This is a genomic window from Peptoniphilus genitalis, assembly GCF_023614525.1.
In the GTDB taxonomy this organism is placed as follows: Bacteria; Bacillota; Clostridia; order Tissierellales; family Peptoniphilaceae; genus Peptoniphilus_A; species Peptoniphilus_A genitalis.
Genome location: NZ_CP097885.1, coordinates 216194 through 237423, shown reverse-complemented (window position 1 = coordinate 237423; position 21230 = coordinate 216194). Strand labels below are relative to the sequence as shown.

The window sequence follows — 21230 nt, the reverse complement described above, 5'->3', positions numbered from 1 at the left end:
ATTAAAAAAATTAAAGTCAACGGGCTACCGTTGATTTTAATTTTATGATTATGAAGATGGAGGGGTTTTGTTGACAAATAGTTTACTTGAAGTCAAGAATGTCAGCAAGAGTTTTGGCGAAAATGCCGTCTTAAAGGATGTAAATTTCTCTCTCAATAAGGGAGAAATCCTAGGGCTTGTTGGAGAAAATGGTGCCGGTAAGTCAACTCTAATGAATATAATTTTTGGAATGGAAGTAATTAGAGACACAGGCGGTTACAACGGTGAAATTTATTTTGACGGAAAATTAATTGACTTTAAAAATCCAATTGACGCCTTAAATGCGGGCATAGGAATGGTGCATCAAGAATTTAGTTTGATCCCTGGATTTACTGTTGCAGAAAATATTACTCTAGATATGGAAGAAACTAATCCTTCTGTAATATCTAAAATTTTTGGAAAAAAATTAGAAAGTATTGATGCAAAGGAAAATATAAAAATTGCAGGCAAATCACTAGATACTCTTGAAGTAAACATTGACACTAATGCACTTGTTTCAGAAATGCCTGTAGGTCACAAGCAATTTATTGAAATTGCAAGGGAAATGACAAGGAAAGATGTAAAATTAATTATTATGGATGAGCCAACAGCAGTTCTTACAGAAAGTGAGGCAAATAACCTTACAGAATCTTTGAGGACTCTTGCAAATCTTGGAATTTCCATAATTTTCATTACTCACAGACTTCGTGAAATCACAAGTGTTTGTGATCAAGTTGTTGTTCTAAGAGATGGTGAAATAATTGAAGATCGAAAAAATGAAGACCTATCTATTGAACAAATAGCTCAATGGATGGTTGGAAGAGATGGAGAAAAGAAGGTTGCCAAGGAAAGACTTGAAAAGAACCTTGAATCCAATGACCATATAATGGAAATTGAACATCTCTGGGTTGATATGCCAGGTGAAGCTGTATATGATGTTAATCTTTCAGTTATTAGGGGTGAAATCCTAGGTATTGCTGGTCTTGCTGGTCAAGGAAAACTTGGCATACCTAATGGAATCCTTGGAACTTATCCTGTAGGTGGTAAGATCACTTACAATGGAAAAGAATTAAAACTTGGTGATACTCTAGATATCTTAAAAAATAAAATTGCCTTTGTATCTGAAGATAGAAGGGGAGTTGGACTTTTACTAGAAGAACCAATCTTTTGGAATATTGCCTTTAACGCAATGCAGGTCCAAGAAAAGTTTATTAAAAAGAGATTTGGCTTCAAATTTAGAGATGAAGTTAAAATGAGAGAATTATCTGACGAATATATTAAGTCTCTTGCTATCAGGACTACAGGTTCTGATCAAAAGGCTGGGAACTTATCTGGTGGTAACCAACAAAAAGTTTGTCTTGCCAAGGCCTTTGCCATGGATCCAGACCTACTATTTGTATCAGAACCTACAAGAGGTATTGACATAGGTGCTAAGGAACTTGTTCTTGATGCCCTAAAGGAATCTAATGAAAAAGACAACACAACTATTGTAATGGTTTCATCAGAACTTGAAGAACTAAGAAGTATTTGTGATAGAATTGCTGTTATTTGTGAAGGTAAAATCGCAGGAATACTTCCAGCTAGTGCTGATCCAACAAAGTTTGGACTTCTAATGAGTGGGGAAGGAGAGCTTGGAAATGACTAAAAAGAAAAGTTTAATACAACAAATAGGAATACCAAGACTTATCATTGGAATTTTCCTCTTAATGCTTTTTATAGCTGCTCCAATGGCTGGTGTTTCTCTTACTGACTCAGTCCAAAACGTACTTTCAAGATTTGGAATGTTTTCAGTTTTAGTTCTATCTCTTGTGCCTATGGTACAATCTGGTTGTGGACTAAACTTTGGTATTCCAATTGGTGTTGTAGCAGGAATACTTGGTGGAGTTACATCTATTGAATTTGGCTTCAAAGGTTTCACAGGTATATTTATTGCAATGATATTTGCTGCTCTAATAGCAGTAGTTTTTGGATTTTTCTACGGAATTTTATTAAATAGGATTAAGGGCGATGAAATGCTTATAGCTACTTATGTAGGATATTCATTCACAGCCTTTATGTGTATTGCATACTTAATTCTTCCATACAAGAATCCAGTTTCCGTATTAAGTTATAGTGGTAAGGGACTTTCACAACAAGTTCCAGTTGCAGACTATTGGATGAAGTCCAAGGTCCTAGAAAATGGAACTAGAATTACAGATGGTCTTTTAAACAACTTCTTATCTATTAATATACTTGGAGTTAGGATTCCAGTTGGAATGTTCTTAATCTTTGCTCTTATGGCATTTATTGTTTGGGCATTCTTCAAGACAAAAACTGGTACAGCTATGACAGCTGTTGGATCTAACCCAGAGTATGCGAGAGCATCTGGAATTAATATTAACAGGGTAAGGCTAGTTTCTGTAATATTCTCTACAGTACTTGCAGCAGTTGGAATTATTATTTACCAACAATCCTATGGTTTTATCCAACTTTACCAAGCTCCACTTGCCTTTACCTTCCAAACAGTAGCAGCCCTACTAATTGGTGGTGCAAGTATTAACAAGGCATCTATTCCAAATGTTATAATTGGTACATTTTTATTCCAAGGTGTAATTACACTTACTCCTACAGTTATAAATGGTGCACTAAATATAGATATTTCAGAAATACTAAGAATGATAATCACAAATGGAATGATAATTTACGCACTTACAAGGAGGAGTAAAGATGAATAAAAAATTTAATTTCAAAGAATTTTTATACAGATTTATGGTTCCAATTTTGTTTATAATTATAGTTGTGGCGGGACTTCTTATTGCCAAACCACCACTATCTTATATTACAAATGAACTTTCAAAGAGAATGGTAAGAAATACCTTCTTAGTACTTTCTCTTATAATTCCAATCATAGCAGGTATGGGAATCAACTTTGGTATTCCTCTAGGAGCTATGGCAGGACAAATTGGAATAATCTTTGCTCAAGACTGGGGATTCACTGGAGCGACAGGACTTCTTATTGCTGCTCTAATTGGTACTCCAATTGCAATTTTACTTGGACAATTTTCAGGTAGAGTTCTTAATAGGGCAAGGGGTAGAGAAATGATCACATCAATGATGCTTGCCTTCTTTATCCTAGGTTGGTATATGTTATTCCTACTTTACTTCTGCGGAACTTTAATTCCTATGAGAACTAAGGCTATGGTCCTTTCAGCAGGTTACGGTATTAAAAACTCTATTACCCTAACATCTGCTCAAGGATTTGATAACATTCTAAAGTTTAGAATTAACATTCCTATTACTGCTAAGCATCAAATTCTTTTTGATGTTCCAGTAGTTACTCTTGCAATAATTGCACTACTTTGCCTATTCATTGTATGGTTTAGAAACACAAAACTAGGTCACGACATGAAGGCAGTAGGTCAAGATCAATTTGTTGCACAAAACGCAGGAATGAACTCAGATAAAATAAGAATTGCATCAATTGTTATGTCAACAGTTCTTGCTTGCTACGGACAAATCATTTATCTACAAAACATTGGTACTCTTGCAACTTATGCAGGACAAGACCAAGCAGCTCTTTATGCAGCAGCATCAATCCTTGTTGGTGGTGCATCAGTATCAAAGGCTTCAATACCAAATGTTATCTTAGGTACAGCCCTTTTCCACTTAATGTTTATAGTTCTTCCACAAGCGGGAAGAGTTTTAACAGGCGATGCTATGATGGGTGAGTACTTCAGAACATTTATCTCCTACGGAGTTGTAACTCTTGCACTTATCCTTCACGCTTTCGAAAGAAAGAGAGAGCTTGATGCAAATAGGTTGAAGTTAAGAGAAGATAAGATAAAAGATGGAAACAAAGTAGCTGAATAAAAATAAATTTAAGCAAAATAAAAATTGCTCCATGTAAAAATGGGGCAATTTTTTTGCATTTTTAATTTTAAAGTTTGCATTATAAATTATGGGAATTGAATTTTTGAAATTCTCAAACTCAAATATTTTAAATTAATTAAAGGTCAACATATTTATCATTGTCCATTATGAAGGGTGGAGCCACTTCTGGATCTACATAGTCCTTGTACTTATTTTTTAAATATCTGTAAGCATCTTCCTTCTTGGAAAACTCTATAGCTTGATAAGGCTCTTCAAAGGAAATTTTTTCTAAGAACAAATATCCATCATTAAGGGGAAGAAGGACTCCAACGTGACCTATAAAGAGGTAATCTCCATCTAAATTGTCATTAAGAACTACTGAAAGCATACGGACATCTTTTGGGAAGTCGACTTTCGACAAAAACTTTTCCATGACCTTAGCATGAACCTTTGGGTCCTTAGATGGACTTGTCTTAACTCTTGAAAATAATTTATAAAATTTTTCTAAGTCTTCTTCATTAAATAAATTAGAAGACCTTAGGGCTTCCTTGTCCATAAAAAGAATTTCATCATCAATGGGAAGGTCTTCTTTTATTGATAAGTTGTCTTTTAAGAGCAAGAAGGAATTAATCCTGCAATTGGTATCAGGGTACTCATGTTTAATAGATGACCTCATATCCAAAATTTTATCAAGCTTATCCTCTTTAGATGGATCTGTAAAGTCACCACTTAATAAATTTTTTGGAATTGATTTGTTATAGTCACTTACAAGACTTGCAAAGACTTCTCCATTCTTCTTATTTAAATTCTTTTCTATAATTTTCTTTATTTTATTAAGTGTCTCATCATCATTCATATTTGAAACAAGATAATCTCCACTTTTATTTTCGTGGACTTCAGCTTTTTCAGTCTGAATACTATTATCTTCTATTTGATTGTTCTTATTTTTATTACCACAAGCAGAAGTCAAAAGACTAAGGCAAGTGATAAAAATTATAGATTTTTTCTTCATTTTTCCTCCGTAAATAATTATTTTAAAATTTTATTATACATTGTCAAAAAATTAATCTCAACAAAATAAAAATAGCTTGAACTTTGTTCAGAAAAGTAGTATTATATTCTTTGCTAAAAATGAACAATGTTCACAAGAAAATTTAAATATTAGGAGGAGGTAAAAATGAAATTTCAAAATAGAAAAAAAGAAAAAGAAAATAAAATATCAGAAGCCGCAATGTCTTCCTTTAGAGAGAAGGGAATTGAGCCCACGTCTATTAGAGATATTATGAATAGGACTGGCTTAGGACTGGGAACTTTTTACAACTACTTTAAAGACAAAAAGGACTTGGAACAAAAAATAGTTTTAGATATATTGACAGAACTTTTTTATGAGGCTGAGTCAACTTGCCAGGGAGACGACCCTAAGAAGAGATATATTTCTTTCATTAATTATATAATCGATTACTTGGTCAAGGATCCCCTTGAGTTGCAACTCATTTCAAGCAATTTAAACTGGGCCCTTTATGCCAAGGTAGAAAATGACGACAGATACAAGGAAGCAGAAAACAGTCTTCAATTTATTTTAAATAAGTATTCAAGTTTGTTTAATGATGAGCTTTCTGATTCCGAGAGGTTATTTGTCTTGTCACTTACAATTCACATAGTTCTTTCAACTTGTGAATCAGCCCTAAGGCCAGATTCAGTTCTTGGTATAGAAGAAATGAAGCCAGCTTTATACAAAATAGTAGACAGAATATTTAGATAGAGGAGTAGAATGAAAAAATTTACAAAATTTATTTCACACAGACCAAAATTTGTCCTCTTAGTTATGACATTGCTTTTGTTTCCCTCATTCTTAGGCTACAAGCTGACGGGAGTAAACTATGACATCTTGTCTTACTTGCCCCAAGATTTAAAGTCAACTCAAGGTCAAAAAATTCTTGATGAAGATTTCAAGAATGCTGCAACAGGTATGCTGATATTAGAGGGAAGTGACCACGATGCAGAAGTCTTGAGGGAGAAAATACTTGAGATAGATGGGATAGAAGATGTTATTTCAAAATCTTCTACTGTAGGGGATATGATTCCCAGCGAATTTTTACCAGATGAGATAAAAGATATTTTTTATGCTGATGGATCAACTCTTATGATAGTAAAGTTTAGTGAGTCATCATCTTCTCTTAAGACAATGTCAGCTATAGATGAAATTAGAAAGATTGAGTCAAATCAAAAATACCTAAGTGGGATTTCTTCACTTGTTAAGGATACTAAGGACTTAATTGACAAGGAAACGCCAATTTATGTTGGACTTGCAGTTGCCCTGGGACTAATAATTTTGTCCTTAACAAATGAATCAACTATAGTCCCTTTTGTATTCATGCTCACAATAGGTTATGCAGTCTTGTATAACTTTGGGACAAATATATTCCTGGGAGAGATTTCTTATATAACCAAGGCCATAGCAGCTGTTTTGCAGCTTGCTGTTACCATGGACTATTCAATCTTTCTCTACCACAGGTATGTTGAAGAAAAAAAATATTACGATACAAAATATGACGCCATGAATGTTGCAATTCAAGAAACAATTTCATCTCTTTTTGCATCATCACTTACAACTTTTGCAGGATTTATTGTCCTAATAGCAATGAGACTGGGCTTAGGTAAGGATATTGGCTTAGTAATGAGTAAAGGGGTCCTAATAGGTCTAATTTCAACTGTAACAGTCCTTCCAGCAATGCTTCTTATGGTTGAAAACCTAGTAAATAAATACAACCACAAGGTTATGTTGCCAAGTTTTGATAAATTGTCGGAATTTAATATTAGGCATAAGAAGGCACTATTCTTAGTAGCCATCCTCTTATTTATCCCAGCAATTTATGGATCAGTAAACACAAAGCTTTACTACAACTTAGATAGGTCACTACCACAGGACCTTGATTCCATCGTTGCTCTTAACAAGATGAAAAAGGATTACGACATGGCAAGTACTCACTTTATAGTTGTTAAAGACGACCTTTCTAATTCTAACCTAGAGGGATTAATTAGCGACTTAAAGGGAATTGACGGTATAAATTCTGTTCTAAGTGTGAGTTCTGTAACAGGAGTTACTATTCCTAGCGAATTTTTGCCAGATAAACTTCAAGATAACTTTAGCAAAAATGGTTACCAAATGATTATGGCGAACTCCAAGTATCAAACAGCATCGCCAGAGGTAAAAAACCAAGTTTCCGAAATGAAGAAGGTAATATATGACCATGACGAGGAAGGCTACCTAACTGGAGAAGCAGTATTAACTGATGACTTAACAGTTATTTCTGACAGGGACTTTAAAATAGTAAATATTATTTCTATTTCAGTAGTATTTCTAATTATTGCCCTTGTCTTTAAGTCTATTGGGATTCCAGTAGTATTAATCGGAGCAATAGAGCTTGCTATTCAAATAAATATGGGAATTCCCTTCTATTTTAAACACACAATTCCCTTTATTACATCAATAATAATAGGAGTTATCCAGTTGGGATCAACTATAGACTATTCAATACTTTTGACAGATAGATTTTTGGCAGAGTACAAAAAATCCATGGACTTAGATGGTTCTTTAAAAATTGCTGTTAAAGAAACTTCAAAATCCATTGTAACTTCAGCCTTATCCTTTATGGCTGCAACAATTGGTGTAGGTATTTATTCCAAGATGGAAATTGTATCTACAATTTGTACCTTCTTAGCAAGGGGAGCAATTATAAGTATGTTTGTAATCATACTTTTCCTACCTGCTATTATCTCAGTTAGTTTTCCATTTATTAAGAAGACTACAAAAAACTTAAATTAATTTATTAAATAAGGAGAGAAAAATGAATAAGAATTTTCAAAAGGGAGTAGTTTCCCTAGTCTTATCTTCTATGATATTAACTAATACTGCTTTTGCAGCATCAGAAATTATAAATAAAAGTGAAACAGTTTATGTCCTAAAAAAAGACGACAAAATAACAGACAAGACTGTTTCTGTTTGGCTAAACTCTGAAGATAATATCAAGGGTAAGGACAAGTCAAACCTAAAAAACGTAAAGAACTTAAAGACAGATGAAATAATAAAAAATGATTCAGGATATATTTATTGGGACGAAGATGTTAAGGACATCTACTACCAAGGTAAGAGTGAAAAAGACCTTCCAGTAGATGTAAAAATCGACTATTATCTTGAAGGAGAAAAAATCGAAAACTCTGATCTTAAAGGCAAGTCTGGTCATTTAAAAGTAGTTATTTCAGCAGAAAATAAAAACTATGCTATAAAGAGAATTGGCGGTAAAAAGCAAAGAGTATATGCACCTTACACCCTAATGGCAGCAATGTCTTTCCCACAAGAAGTTGCATCAAACATTGAAACTAAGGATGCAAAAGTGGCAAAAGATGGTAAAAATGAAATGGTTACAACAATTTTAACACCAGGCCTTAGGGAGAACTTTGAAAATATTTTAGAAGAAAGACAAATGGAAGAATTCAAGAGTCAAGCTACAATAGAAATGGACATCAAGAGCTATGAACCTGTAGAAGCCTATATTGTCATTTCCAATGAACTTTTCCAAAATGAAGCGGACTTAAAGTCTATTGACAAGTTAAGAGATGGAATTAAAGAGCTAGAAGACAATTCAGAAAAACTAGTAGATGCTTCTTCAAAATTATCTGATGCCCAACATGAATTAAATGATGGTATCTCAGAAATGGGTGACGGAACTGTAAAATTAAAAGACGGTTCTAAGAAATTATACGACAAGTCTGGAGAATTTGAAGACAAAATTGATGAAGTTATTGATAAGGTTGAACCAATTCCAGGCGCAGCACAAGAAATGTATGAAGGCGGAAGCAAATTAACTTCAGGTATCACTGATTACACTTCTGCAGTTGGCAAGATGAATGAAAAAACTGGAGAAATGAAAGATGGAGCAAGAAAGCTTCACGACGGTTCAGTAGAACTTGACAATGGAATAGGAAAATTAAAGGACGCAACAATTAAGCTAAGAGAGGGTTCAAGCAAGCTCAGCAAGGTTGATGAGATGAAGGAAGAGGCCCTAAAAAAATTATCAGAATTAAAATCTGGGATAGATAGGCTTTCAGCAGGTGCAGATAAGCTTGACGCTGGTGCAAGTAAGGCTCTAGAAAGTGCAAATCAGCTTGCAGGAGGTCAAGATAAGTTTAATAGCAACTTCCAACAATTAAATGATAAAGTTCAAGGAATGGAAGCTCCAAAACTTCCTGATCTTGGAAATATAAATGTTGAGGGAGACCTTCAAAAGATTGTCGCATCCGTTCAAAGTATTGGAGGTTCAGCCCAAGAGATTGAACAAGTAATAGGAATGCTTAGTCAAATTCAAGATCCAGAATCACAAGCTATAGCTTTCCAAGCAATTACTAAACTTGGTGGAGCAGCACGAAATATTGGTAAAAACGCACAAACAATTGGTGGATCAGCCCAAAATGTGGGAGCACAACTTCATGCTTTAAAGGGTTTAAGTGGAATGGCAGGGCAACTACAAGGCCTAGAACAATTAAAAGTAGGAATGAATCAACTAGCTGTAGCTTCAGAAAGATTAAATTCAGGAACGAGTCAACTTCCTGGAGGACTTGAACAGCTTCAAGCTGGAACATCAGAACTTGCTAGTGGAGCAAGACAAATTGATGGAGAACTTGCAAAGGCGATGACTGAAGCAGCTTCAAAACTTGACACATCTCAACTTATGAAGCTTTCTGACTCCCTTATTAAACTTGATGATGCAACAACAAAATTAAAGGATGGTTCATCAAAACTAAGAGAAGGAACAGAACAAAGTGAAGATGCTGTAAATAAATTTACAGATGCAATCACAGAACTTGATTCTAACTCTAGCAAGTTAAAAAATGGTGCAAATGATCTAACAAGTGGACTTTTAGAATTTAGAGATAAATCTAAAGACTTCAAAGAATTCCCAAGACTTAAGACTGAGGGAATTGTACCAATGAGAGATGGAATTAAAAAACTTGACGATGGTATTATTGACTTAAGTGCTGGTGCCTTTAAACTAAAAGATGGAAGTAACTTAATTGACGACAATATGAGAATCTTCGCAGAAAAACTTCAAGAATTTAAACAAAAAGGAATTGACGAGCTTGACAGAAAGACAGAAGAACTTCCAGAATTCAAAGAAACTGTAGACGCTATGTTAGAACTTTCAAAAGGCGACAACTCCTTCACAGGAACTAATGAAGGCTTTGATACAAAATACAGAATCATTGAAAAAATAAAATAAGGGTGAACTTTTATTTTAAATGGGTAAGTAACTTATAAGAACATTTAAAATAGGAGGTTACTATGGAAGTTAAAAAAGGAAGAAACTGTTATTATATAGGCGAAGACGAAAATAATTACAAGGGAATTTTACAATATTTTGAAGAGGGCGATGTAATAGATGCTCAGCACACAATTGTTAAGCCAGAATTTGGTGGACAAGGTCTTGCAGGCCAGCTTGTGAAAAAACTTGTTGCAGACGCAAGAAAAGAAAAGAAAAAAATAAAAGGAACTTGTTCTTACGTAGAAAAGAAACTTGAGTCAAGTGACTTTGATGATGTAAGAGCTTAAAAAAATAAATCAAGTGACATGATGTGAGATTATAAAAGAAGGTGGGGCAGCCCATCTTTTTTAGTTTAAAGTAATAAAATATAATTTGCAAAAAATTTTATAAGCTGTATAATTAGTAAAAGGAGGGAAGATATGATATCAAAAGGAAATTCTAGAGAATATTTTAAAATAGAAATGGCTAATGCAATTAGTCACGGCCTAGGAGTTTTCCTTGGAATTATTTTTCTTTTAATGCTAATTATTCCAAGTGTAAAAAGTGGTAATGTATTAAAAGTTGTTGCCTTTTCTATTTATGGCGGGTGTTTCATCTTTTTATTTTTGATGAGCACAATTTACCATGCAGTACAAGGGGAAAAGATCAAGAAAATTCTTAGAATTTTTGATCATGTATCCATTTATTATTTTATAGCTGGAAGTTTTACCCCAGTTATACTTTTACTAACAAGAGGAAGATTTAGATTATTTTTTATAATATTAATTTGGGCAATAGCTCTCTTTGGAACAGTTTTTAAGATCACTACATACAAAAACTATGACAAATTAAAAACTATTTCAGTGATTATTTATATTGCCATGGGTTGGCTTTCTGTATTTTTAATTAAGCCAATTGTAACAAACACAACTTGGAAATTTATGTTTCTTTTAGTTTTAGGTGGACTTGTCTACACTGGAGGGACATATTTTTACAAATCAAAAAGGTTCAAATATAGTCACGTAATTTGGCACTTCTTTGTCCTAGCGGCATCAATAATTCACTTTATTGCCTTTTACCTCTATATTTAATAAAAAACCTAGATCGTAAAAATGACAATTTAAGAGTAAAAAAAGAAGATGGGGCGACCCATCTTTTTTAGTGCAATAAATTTTTTTTTCCTTCTAAAAATTTTAAAATTTAACAAAGCGAAATCTAAAAAAATATTTATATAAAAAAAATTAAGTAATTGACAAAGTGAAGTTATTACTATAAAATTTATTACATAAAAAAACTTAACTAATGGAGGATAAAAATGAATTTAGAAAATTTAAAAAATATTATTGCAAATAACTTTGGTGTAAAGAAAGAGGAAATCAAAATGGAGTCAAACTTACAAGATGATCTTGGTCTTGACTCTCTTGATGCAGTGGAACTTTCCATGGCAATTGAAGAAGAGACTGGCAAAGAGATACCAGATGAAGAATTTCAAAAATTCATAACAGTTGAAGATTTGATAAATTTTTTAAATAAATAAAATGGAAAAATATTTAGATCTTACAAACAAGCTTATTAGTTCTTTAGAAAATTCTTCTTTAGAAATATTAGAATTTAAGATGGAAAATTTTTCTTTGATGCTAAAAAAAAATAAACCTATAGAGAAGAATCTTATATCTGAAAGAGAAGTTACTAGAGAACTCGATAAAGCTTCAGTAAAAGTTTCTGGATTTGATAAGAAAGAAGAAGTTGAAGCTAATAAAAATATAAAAACTTTAAGGACTCCAATTTTAGGAGTCTTTTACTCTTCAAAAAGTCCTGACTCTGAACCCTTTGTAAAAGTGGGAGACCAAGTAAAGAAGGGAGACACCCTTTGTATAATTGAGGCAATGAAGATGATGAATGAGTTAAAGGCACCCTATGATTGCAAAGTTATTGATTGTCTTGTGAATAATGAAGACTTTGTTGAATATGATCAAGAAATATTTAAGTTGGAGCAAATATGATTAAGAAAGTTTTAATTGCCAATCGTGGCGAATGTGCTCTTTCGATTTTGAGGAGTGCAAAGGAACTTGGCATTGAGACCCTGGTTATTTATTCGAAAGCAGATGCTTACCAATCCTATATTTATATAGCTGATGAAGCAGTTTGCATAGGCGATAAGTTTTCAAAGGACACTTACTTGAACATGGATGCCATAATTACTTGTGCTATAGAGAAGGGTTGCGATGCAATTCATCCTGGTTATGGTTTCTTGTCCGAGTCTTACGAATTTGCAAAAAAAGTTTGCGATGCTGGACTTATTTTTATTGGTCCCAGTCCCAATCTTATAAAACTTATGGGAGATAAGATTGGGGCAAAAAATCTTATGGAGGATATAAAAGTTCCTGTGGCGAAGGCACACTCTCTTGATGGTGAATCAAAGGAAGAAATTTTAGAAATTTGTGACAAAATAGGATACCCAATAATTTTAAAAGCCAGGTCTGGTGGTGGAGGCAAGGGAATGAGAAGGGTTGATTCTCCTGAAAATCTTTTTCACTACATCGACTTGTCCAAGGCTGAAGCCAAGGCTTCCTTTGGGGATGAAAGAATATTTATAGAAAAATTTATTGAAAATCCAAGGCACATTGAAGTCCAAGTTTTGTCTGATGGAAATAAGTTCCTTCACTTATATGAAAGAGAGTGTAGTTTACAAAGAAATAATCAAAAAATTCTTGAAGAAGCCCCATGCAATTTCATTTCAGATGAATTAAAGGAAAAACTTTATAAGGCTAGCCTGGATTGTGTCAGAGCTACTGGCTACCTTGGTGCAGGTACTGTTGAGTTCTTAGTTGATAAGGATGAAAATTTTTATTTTTGTGAAATGAACACTAGACTTCAAGTAGAGCATGCTGTAACAGAAATGATAACAGGACTTGACATAATAAAGGAACAATTTAGGATTGCTTCTGGTCTAGGCCTATCAATTAATCAAGAAGATGTAAAAGTTTCAGGCCATGCAATAGAAGTTAGGATAAATGCACTTGATCCAATGAAAGACTTTACTCCATCAAGTGGTAAGATAAATTTTTTATTTACACCTGGAGGAGTGGACACAAGATTTGAGTCTGCAATCTACAAGGGATTGGAAATTCCCATTTATTATGATTCAATGATTGGAAAAATTATTGTAAAGGACCAGAGGAGACTCTCTGCAATTAAAAAACTAAGAAGAGCTATAGAAGAAACTATGATTGATGGGATTGAGACTAATCTAGGTTTTATGTATTCCATTTTATTTGACTTAGATTTTATAAGGGGCAATATAAGCACTAACTTTATAAGAGAAAAAGAAACTGATCTTCTAAAAAGAATGAAAGAGGTGAGGGATAATGTCACTTAAAGATTTTAAGAAAAGGAAGAGCTTGTTAAATACAATAAAAAATTTAAGCAAGCTCACAAAAAATTCATCCTTTAAAAGAAATAGTCAGGAGAGAATTTTATGCAAGGCTTGTGGGAAATTTATTTATTTAGATGACTTAAAAAATAATTTATTTATTTGTCCTCGCTGCTCTTTCTACTTACCCCTAACAGGCGAAAATAGATTTGACCTACTCCTAGATAAGGGTTATAGGCTTATTGATTTTGGTACAAAAAAATCAAATCCTATAAACTTTCCCAATTATAGGAAGAAGGATGAAGACAAAAAGTCTGAAGCAGTAAAGCTTGCAAGGGGAAAAATCTTAGGAAACTCTGTCATTGTTGCTTCTCTAATTGACCAATATATGATGGGAAGTCTTGGGACCTATGTTGGAGAAGAAATAACAAAGATGATTGAAGAGGCTGAAAAATGTAAGCTGCCAATTATTATAATTTCCCTTAGTGGTGGGGCAAGGATGCAAGAAGGAATGTTTTCTCTTATGCAAATGGCAAAAATAAGTTCAGCCTTGGGCTCTTTTAAAGAAAAGGGTGGACTCTACATAAGTCTTTTAACAAACCCAACAATGGGTGGTGTAAGTGCAAGCTTTGCAGCTCAAGGCGATTATAATATTGGCGAGCCTGGTGCCTTAATTGGTTTTGCTGGACCGAGAGTAATAAAGGAAACCCTTCATGAAAGCTTGCCTGAAAATTTTCAAAGGGCAGAAAATTTGGAAGAGTTTGGTTTTCTTGACATGATTCTTGAAAGAAAGGATCAAAGAGAAGCCCTTGGAAAAATTTTGAGGATGCATAGGAGGAAGTATGGACGCTTATGAAAAAGTTGTAAATGCCAGGTCAAAGGAAAGAAGTATTTCGAAAGAAATAATTGAAAATTTATTTGAGGATTATTTTTATGTAAAGGGCGATAGGGCCTTTGGAGATTCACAAGCAATAATAGGTGGCCTAGGTGAACTTGATAAATATACTTTGACCTTTATTGGTATTCAAAAGGGTCACGAGATAGAAGAAGCCATAAAAACAAATTTTGGAATGCCAGAACCTCATGGATATAGGAAGGCAATTAGACTTATGAAGGCTGCAGAAAAATTTAAAAGACCTCTTGTAACTTTTATTGACACACCTGGAGCCTACCCTGGAGTTGAAGCAGAAGAAAGAGGTCAGCACCAACTAATAGCTGATTGTTTGATGACAATGGCAGGCCTAAGGGTTCCAAGCCTCGCCTTTATTATAGGAGAAGGAGGGTCTGGCGGTGCCTTGGCACTTGCCCTTGCCAATAAAATTTATATGGGAGAGGGAGCTGTGTTTTCAATTCTTTCTCCAGAAGGTTTTTCTTCGATTTTATACAAAAACAAGTCTAGGGCGAGAGAGGCTGCTGATTTAATGAGATTAACTGCTAAGGATTTATACGAAGATAAAATTATTGATGGAATAGTAGGAGAAGTTGACAACAAAATTAAAATTTCTGATCTTAAAAAGATAATTCTTGAAGACTTGAAATACTATTCAAAACTTTCTTCGGATAAGATCCTTAAAGATAGACATGAAAAATTTAGAAGGATAGGTGTTTAATGGGTTTAAAGTTTATAGAAGCTCACAAGTTTGATATTAATGACTTCTTAGATAATTCTTACTTTGAAAAATTTCTTGATACAAGTTCAGAGTGGATTGAAAAGAGGACGGGCATATTTACGAGACAATTTTCTAATTGTGGAAATGATCTTATGGCATTGGACTTAGCCAAAAAATTTAAAAATTCAATGCAAGACTTAGATTTAATTATTTGTGCCTCCTTCACATCTAAAAAGAGGATGCCATCTATATCAAGCTTAGTAAGAGATGAACTTGGAGGAAACCAACATTGCCTATGTCTTGACATAAACCTAGCCTGCACTGGTTTTGCTGCTGGCTTAATTATTGCAGAGTCCTATCTTGATAAGGGGAGAAGGGCTTATATTTTTGCAAGCGAAAAAATTTCTGACTACATGGATATGACAGACAGGAGGACAGCCATACTTTTTGGAGATGGAGCTGGTGGAGTCTTGGTAGAGAAGAACGATAAACTTTGGGAAACTGATATTGCTTCATTTCCCCATGAAGACAGCTTGAACTTGGATGAAAATTCTTTTATTACCATGGATGGCAAAAAGGTTTATAGGTTTGCAGTGGAAGAGGTTTCAAATTCTATAAGAAGACTTTTAAATAAAAATAATTTAAGGGGAGAAGATGTAGATAAATTAATTTTACATCAAGCCAATGAAAGAATTATTAATCAGCTTATAGGTAGACTGGGAATAAACAAAAATAATTCTCTACAGAATTTAGAAAAATATGGAAATACTTCTGCTGCATCAATTCCGCTTGTGATTGCAGAAAATATTGATTTATTTAAGGATAAGGAGAAAGTCATTTTATCTGGATTTGGTGCAGGGCTTTCACTTGCAAGTATTTTAATGGAGTGGTGAGATGGATTTAAAAGATTTACTTAATATAGACTATCCAATTATACAGGGCGGAATGGCACATATAGCTAAGGGTGAATTTGCTGCAGCTGTATCAAAAGCTGGCGCCCTAGGCATAATAGGTTCTGGTGGCATGGACAAGGAAGAACTAAGAGAAAATATTAAAGCCCTTAGAAGAGAAACAGATAAGCCCTTTGGTGTTAACTTAATGATGCTTAGGCCAGACATTGATGACTTGGTCAAGGTAATTTTAGAAGAGGATGTAAGAGTAATAACTGTAGGAGCAGGAACTTATAGAAAGTTTGCAGATGATTTTAAAAGAAAAAATATAAAAGTTATTCCTCTTATATCTTCTCCGCTACAAATAAAAAGGTACGAAGCCTTAGAACCCGATGCCTATATAGCTGAAGGTATGGAAGCAGGTGGTCATATTGGTCAAATGACAACTATGACCTTATTGCCACAAGCTGTAAAAGAAACTAATAAAAAAATTATAGGAGCAGGTGGGATTGCTTCAGGCAAGGAAATTTTTGCCGCTGAAGTCTTAGGTGCAAGTGGAGTACAAATTGGGACTGGGTTCTTATTTACAAAAGAATGTCCCCTTCATGAAAATTATAAGAATATTTTATTGAAGTCCAACTCCTCAAAGGTAACTGTAATTGGAAACCTAAAGGGGATACCAATGCGACTAATTAAAAATAAGATGACGCGAGGATATCAAAAGCTTGAGAGAGAAAACTCCTTGATGGAACTTGAAGGCTTTACCCTTGGCAGACTTAAAAGGGCAGTGGTCAATGGGGATGTGGAAAACGGCTCTGTCATGACTGGCTTATCAATTGGATCCTTTGACAGGATACTTAGTGTAAAGGATTTTATAGAAAAGCTGATGAGAGAATACCAAGAGGTTAAAGATGTCTATAAGAATAAAAAATAAGTCCATTGACATCCCACTTGTCCAAGGGGCAATGGCAATTGGTATGTCAAGTCCAGACATTGTTGGAGGAGTGGCAAGACGTGGCGGCATAGGCACCCTCTCTATGGTCAACCCGGGTTATAAGGAAAAAGATTTTTTGAAAAATACTTTTGAAGCAAATAAGAGAGCCTATTTAAAAGATTTAAAATATGCAAAAGAAAAGTCTCAAGGGAGAGGAATTATACTTACTAACCTAATGCAGGTTGTTGAAAGATTTGAAGATTATTTAGATTTTTTGAATACAACAGATGTGGATGGCATAGTTGTAGGTGCTGGCCTTCCCCTAGATCTGCCAAAGCACATATCCAAGGAAAAGATAATTGGACCCATCGTATCTTCAGAGAGAGCCTTGAGGCTAATTATGAAAAGGTGGGACAAGTACAATAGAAGACCTGATTTAGTAATCTTAGAAGGCCCAAAAGCAGGAGGTCACCTTGGATTTAAAAGAGAAGATTTAGAAATAAATATTTTAGATGAACTGGAAAAAATTTTAAAAATTAGTGATGGGATACCAGTTTTTGTTGGTGGAGGATTTGGTAGACCTGAAAAAGTAAAAGAAGCCTTAAATCGAGGTGCAAGTGGAGTACAAATTGGGACGGGATTTTTATTTACAAAAGAATCTGGACTTCCAATGTCAGCTAAAGAAGAAATCTTAAAGAGAGTCAAGTCATCAAAGATGAAAAATCTTATCTTAGAAAGTCCAGTTGGTCTCTTAGCGAGGGGAATGGAAACTAAGCTTGTAAAGAAGATGGAAACAGAAAACATCCCTCCCAATCACTGCCTTTCTTGCATAAGGACTTGTAAAAGAAAAGACACCAAGTACTGCATAAGTGAAGCACTTATCAATGCTGTAAGAGGAAATCTTGAGTCAGGACTTTTCTTTGCAGGCACAGATGTTGAAAAGATTGAAAAAATTAGGCCTCTTGATGAATACATAGACTGGTTACTGGAGGAAGAATGAAAAAAATAGGAATAGTTTTTGGAGGGCAAGGATCTCAATACCAAGGAATGGGAAGGGAGTTTTTAAGGCACCCAAAGACCAAACATATTTATGAGGAAATTGCTGAGTATAAAGATATTATTTTAGATGGAAGTTTAAGTGATCTTTCTATGACAAAAAACCTTCAACCAATAATGTTAGCCTTTCAAATTTCTGCCCTTGAGTTTTTAAAAGATAGGGAAGATATTGTTGCTACTTGTGGGCTTAGTCTTGGAGAGTATGGAAGCTTAGTTCTAGCAGGTGTACTAACTTATAAAGAAGCTCTTTCACTTGTTAAAACAAGGGGAAGGCTAATGGATGAAGACAGTCAAAAGTTAGAAAGCAAAATGCTGGCAATTTTAAATAAAAATGAAGATGAAGTTAAAGGCCTGATTTTAAATTCATCACTAGATAAGGAAATTTTTATTTCCAATATAAATAGTCCAAGTCAAGTTCTTGTGGCAGGAGAATCTAGCAAGATAAAAATTTTTAAGGATTTTTTAAAGAATGAAAAAGTAAGAAGTATTGAGATGAAAGTTAGCGGAGCCTTTCACACAAAGTTTATGAAAACTGCTGGAGAAAAATTTTATCAAGACCTAAAGAAAGTCGAGTTCTCCCAAGCAAGCCTGGACTATTATTTGAATTTAAGTGGAAAAAAATATGAAGGAGAAGACTTGAACCTAGTCTTGTCTCAACACATTTATAGTCCTGTTAGACTTTTTGGTGATATAAAGGGCATGGTAGACCAGGGAGTAAATGAGTTTATAGAAATTGGACCAGGAGATGTTATTTCAAAAATAATTAAGAAAAACTTTAAAGACCTTGAAGTTAGGTCTCTGAAGAATGAAGAGGAAATTATACGAGGTGAGAAATGAGTAATAAAAAATATGCACTGGTAACAGGTGCTAGTGGTGGAATTGGAAGGGAAATAGCAAGAAGGCTTACAGGAAATTATAATTTAATCCTCCACACAAGAAGCCGAGAAGATAAAATAAATGAATTAAAAGATGAATTGAAGACAGAAGTTATTTGCGTGAAGGGTGACCTATCAAAGCAAGAAGATTGCGAAAGGATTTTTAACTTTTGTCGTGAAAAAAATATAGAGGTTGAAGTCCTTGTTAATAACGCAGGAATGACGAAAGACAATTTAATTTTCAGGATGAAGGAAGAAGACTTCAAGCAAGTTATAGAAACTAATCTCTATTCTGTTTTTTATCTATCAAAATTATTTGCAAGGCAGATGATGAAGAAGAAAGCTGGAAGGATAATTAATATTTCATCTATTAGTGGAATAAGAGGAAATGTAGGTCAAACAAATTACAGTGCATCAAAGGCAGGCGTCATTGGTTTTACAAAAGCACTTGCCAAGGAAGTGGCTTCAAAAAATGTTTTAGTGAATGCAGTTGCCCCGGGATTTATAGAAACAGAAATGACAGAGGCCTTATCAGATGAAGTTAAAAAACAAATTCTTAGTGACATACCAATGAAGAGATATGGACTTGCTAAGGACGTAGCTAATGTGGTTAGTTTTCTTGCAGGAGAGGACTCTTCTTACATAACAGGACAGGTAATCTCTGTTGATGGAGGAATGAATATATGAGAGTTGTTGTAACAGGTTTTGGTGCCTTGACACCTCTTGGTTCAACAGGGGAAGAATTAATTAAGGCAATGCGTGAAGAAAAATGTGCCATTGATGAGATAAGTAGGTACCCAATAGATGATAGGGAAGTTACTCTTGCAGCTGAACTAAAGGATTATGATGAAGAGAAAGAGTTTACGAGAAAAGAATTAAATAGGCTAGACAGGGTAAATCAATATGCACTACTAGCAGCAAGGAGGGCAATGGAAGATGCGAAGATTTCAAGAGAAGAAATGGAAAATAGAAGAGTTGGTGTTTATATAACATCAGGTATAGGTGGCCTTGGGACTATTGAAGAAGACTATCAAAGGGGTATGAAGAGAAGTTTTGATAAGCTTAGTCCTTACTTTATTCCAAAGGCGATAATAAATTCTGTTGGAGCTAATGTTGCTATAGATATAGGAGCTCATGGAGCTTGCCTTTCAATGGTGACAGCCTGTGCATCATCAACTAATGCAATAGGAGAAGCCTATAGGGCAATAAAAAATGGTTATGAGGAAATAATTTTTGCTGGCGGAAGCGAAGCATCAATAACCTACCTTGGTATTGGTGGATTTACTTCCATGAAAGCCTTGAGTATCTCCAAGGACAAAAATAGAGCTTCAATCCCCTTTGACAAGAATAGAAATGGTTTTGTAATGGGAGAAGGAGCAGGAATTTTAGTTTTAGAAAGTTTGGAGTCTGCCCTAAAGAGAGGGGCAAATATAATAGGAGAAATTGTTGGTTACGGAGTTAATTGTGACGCATATCATATAACATCTCCATCTCCAAGTGCAAAGTTTGCAAGAGAAGCCATGGGCTATGCAATTAAAGATGCAGGTATAAGTCCAAGTGAAATTGATTATGTCAATGCTCATGGCACATCGACAAACTTAAATGATAAGCTTGAAAGCCTAGCAATAAAAAGTGTTTTTGGAAGCAAGATGGTCAAGGTTTCCTCATCTAAATCTCAAATGGGCCACCTCTTAGGTGGATCAGGAGTTGTTGAGTCAATACTATCTATACTTGCAATGAATGAAAACTTTTTGCCGCCCTTAATAAATTATAAAAACAAAGATGAAGAATGTGATCTTAACTTTGCACTTAAGGCTGAAGACTACAAAATAAATTATTTTTTAAAAAATTCTTTAGGTTTTGGTGGTCATAACGCCTGCCTAATTTTTAAGAGGTATTGATTATGGAAATAAGCTTTGATGAATTAAGAAAAATTTTACCTCATACCTACCCCTTTATACTTGTTGACAAGATTGTAGAAATAGATAATAATAAATACGCAAAGGGAATAAAAGCAGTATCCGGTGGTGAATATTATTTTCAAGGACATTTTCCACAGGAAGCTATTATGCCAGGAGTTCTTCAGATAGAAGCTGTTGCACAAGTTGGTGCTGTTGCCTTATTAAAAGAAAATCCAGGCAGGCTTGCCATACTTGGAGGAGTAAAACGAGCACGCTTTTATAAACCTGTGAGACCTGGAGACTATTTAGAAATAAGTTGTAAAATGATAAAATTAATAAAAAATCTTGGCATTGCAGAGGGTTATATTACAAGAGGGGGAGAAAAAATTATGACTTGTGAAGTATCCTTTGCACTACAATAGGAG

21 protein-coding genes are annotated in these 21230 nt (G+C 34.3%); 20 read left to right on the top strand and 1 reads right to left on the bottom strand.

The genetic code is table 11. From position 1 onward, the window contains the following. Window positions 1-70: 70 nt before the first annotated feature. The 3 genes from M9426_RS01140 to M9426_RS01130 are packed head-to-tail and all read left to right on the top strand — an operon-like array spanning window position 71 to window position 3867. On the top strand, window positions 71-1663 hold the full coding sequence (locus M9426_RS01140) for a sugar ABC transporter ATP-binding protein (RefSeq protein WP_060800387.1): 1593 nt from the start codon (window positions 71-73) through the stop codon (window positions 1661-1663). Further along, window positions 1656-2732, top strand: coding sequence for an ABC transporter permease subunit (locus M9426_RS01135; protein ID WP_250342196.1), 1077 nt, complete (start codon window positions 1656-1658; stop codon window positions 2730-2732). The genes M9426_RS01140 and M9426_RS01135 overlap by 8 nt, the downstream gene beginning before the upstream one ends. Next, window positions 2725-3867, top strand: coding sequence for an ABC transporter permease subunit (locus tag M9426_RS01130; protein WP_250342195.1), 1143 nt, complete (start codon window positions 2725-2727; stop codon window positions 3865-3867). Before M9426_RS01135 ends, M9426_RS01130 begins: the two co-directional genes overlap by 8 nt. Window positions 3868-4003: 136 nt before the next feature. Here the strand turns inward: M9426_RS01130 and M9426_RS01125 are convergent, their stop codons facing one another. Continuing rightward, window positions 4004-4879 (bottom strand): DUF4300 family protein, encoded by an 876-nt coding sequence (locus tag M9426_RS01125; RefSeq protein ID WP_250342194.1) that lies wholly within the window; start codon window positions 4877-4879, stop codon window positions 4004-4006. A gap of 165 nt (window positions 4880-5044) precedes the next feature. On the opposite strand from M9426_RS01125, the gene M9426_RS01120 reads away from it, so the two are divergent. From M9426_RS01120 to fabZ, 17 genes are all read left to right on the top strand, one after another. Further along, entirely contained in the window at window positions 5045-5629 is a 585-nt protein-coding gene (locus M9426_RS01120; RefSeq protein ID WP_005958167.1) for a TetR/AcrR family transcriptional regulator, read from the top strand. Between the two features lie 9 nt (window positions 5630-5638). Continuing rightward, window positions 5639-7693 carry an efflux RND transporter permease subunit gene (locus M9426_RS01115; RefSeq protein ID WP_250342193.1) on the top strand — a complete coding sequence of 685 codons (2055 nt, stop codon included), beginning with the start codon at window positions 5639-5641 and terminating at the stop codon, window positions 7691-7693. Window positions 7694-7715: 22 nt separating this feature from the next. Then, window positions 7716-10145 (top strand): methyl-accepting chemotaxis protein, encoded by a 2430-nt coding sequence (locus M9426_RS01110; protein WP_250342192.1) that lies wholly within the window; start codon window positions 7716-7718, stop codon window positions 10143-10145. A gap of 62 nt (window positions 10146-10207) precedes the next feature. Then, complete coding sequence (locus M9426_RS01105) at window positions 10208-10474, top strand: GNAT family N-acetyltransferase (RefSeq protein ID WP_250342191.1); 267 nt, start codon at window positions 10208-10210, stop codon at window positions 10472-10474. A 132-nt stretch (window positions 10475-10606) separates the two neighbouring features. Beyond that, window positions 10607-11257 carry a PAQR family membrane homeostasis protein TrhA gene (gene trhA, locus M9426_RS01100; protein ID WP_005958114.1) on the top strand — a complete coding sequence of 217 codons (651 nt, stop codon included), beginning with the start codon at window positions 10607-10609 and terminating at the stop codon, window positions 11255-11257. A gap of 224 nt (window positions 11258-11481) precedes the next feature. Then, a complete protein-coding gene (acpP, locus tag M9426_RS01095) occupies window positions 11482-11703 on the top strand; it encodes an acyl carrier protein (protein ID WP_005958178.1) in 222 nt (73 codons plus the stop codon). A gap of 1 nt (window position 11704) precedes the next feature. After that, entirely contained in the window at window positions 11705-12169 is a 465-nt protein-coding gene (gene accB / locus M9426_RS01090) for an acetyl-CoA carboxylase biotin carboxyl carrier protein (protein ID WP_195444014.1), read from the top strand. Further along, window positions 12166-13545 (top strand): acetyl-CoA carboxylase biotin carboxylase subunit, encoded by a 1380-nt coding sequence (locus tag M9426_RS01085; protein WP_250342190.1) that lies wholly within the window; start codon window positions 12166-12168, stop codon window positions 13543-13545. Before accB ends, M9426_RS01085 begins: the two co-directional genes overlap by 4 nt. Beyond that, entirely contained in the window at window positions 13535-14395 is an 861-nt protein-coding gene (locus tag M9426_RS01080) for an acetyl-CoA carboxylase carboxyltransferase subunit beta (protein WP_148465814.1), read from the top strand. Before M9426_RS01085 ends, M9426_RS01080 begins: the two co-directional genes overlap by 11 nt. Beyond that, a complete protein-coding gene (accA, locus tag M9426_RS01075) occupies window positions 14382-15149 on the top strand; it encodes a carboxyltransferase subunit alpha (RefSeq protein WP_250342189.1) in 768 nt (255 codons plus the stop codon). The genes M9426_RS01080 and accA overlap by 14 nt, the downstream gene beginning before the upstream one ends. Next, window positions 15149-16042, top strand: a complete 894-nt coding sequence (locus M9426_RS01070; RefSeq protein WP_250342188.1) for a 3-oxoacyl-ACP synthase III family protein — start codon at window positions 15149-15151, stop codon at window positions 16040-16042. Before accA ends, M9426_RS01070 begins: the two co-directional genes overlap by 1 nt. 1 nt (window position 16043) lies before the next feature. Then, window positions 16044-16973 (top strand): NAD(P)H-dependent flavin oxidoreductase, encoded by a 930-nt coding sequence (locus M9426_RS01065; RefSeq protein ID WP_250342187.1) that lies wholly within the window; start codon window positions 16044-16046, stop codon window positions 16971-16973. Beyond that, on the top strand, window positions 16951-17973 hold the full coding sequence (locus tag M9426_RS01060) for an NAD(P)H-dependent flavin oxidoreductase (protein WP_195444042.1): 1023 nt from the start codon (window positions 16951-16953) through the stop codon (window positions 17971-17973). Before M9426_RS01065 ends, M9426_RS01060 begins: the two co-directional genes overlap by 23 nt. Then, window positions 17970-18866: an ACP S-malonyltransferase gene (locus M9426_RS01055; protein ID WP_250342186.1), complete on the top strand. Its 897-nt coding sequence runs from the start codon at window positions 17970-17972 to the stop codon at window positions 18864-18866. Before M9426_RS01060 ends, M9426_RS01055 begins: the two co-directional genes overlap by 4 nt. Continuing rightward, window positions 18863-19591 carry a 3-oxoacyl-[acyl-carrier-protein] reductase gene (fabG, locus tag M9426_RS01050; protein ID WP_250342185.1) on the top strand — a complete coding sequence of 243 codons (729 nt, stop codon included), beginning with the start codon at window positions 18863-18865 and terminating at the stop codon, window positions 19589-19591. Before M9426_RS01055 ends, fabG begins: the two co-directional genes overlap by 4 nt. Continuing rightward, complete coding sequence (gene fabF / locus M9426_RS01045; protein ID WP_250342184.1) at window positions 19588-20805, top strand: beta-ketoacyl-ACP synthase II; 1218 nt, start codon at window positions 19588-19590, stop codon at window positions 20803-20805. Before fabG ends, fabF begins: the two co-directional genes overlap by 4 nt. A gap of 2 nt (window positions 20806-20807) precedes the next feature. Then, window positions 20808-21227: a 3-hydroxyacyl-ACP dehydratase FabZ gene (gene fabZ / locus M9426_RS01040; RefSeq protein ID WP_148465830.1), complete on the top strand. Its 420-nt coding sequence runs from the start codon at window positions 20808-20810 to the stop codon at window positions 21225-21227. The last annotated feature ends 3 nt before the right edge of the window (window positions 21228-21230 follow it).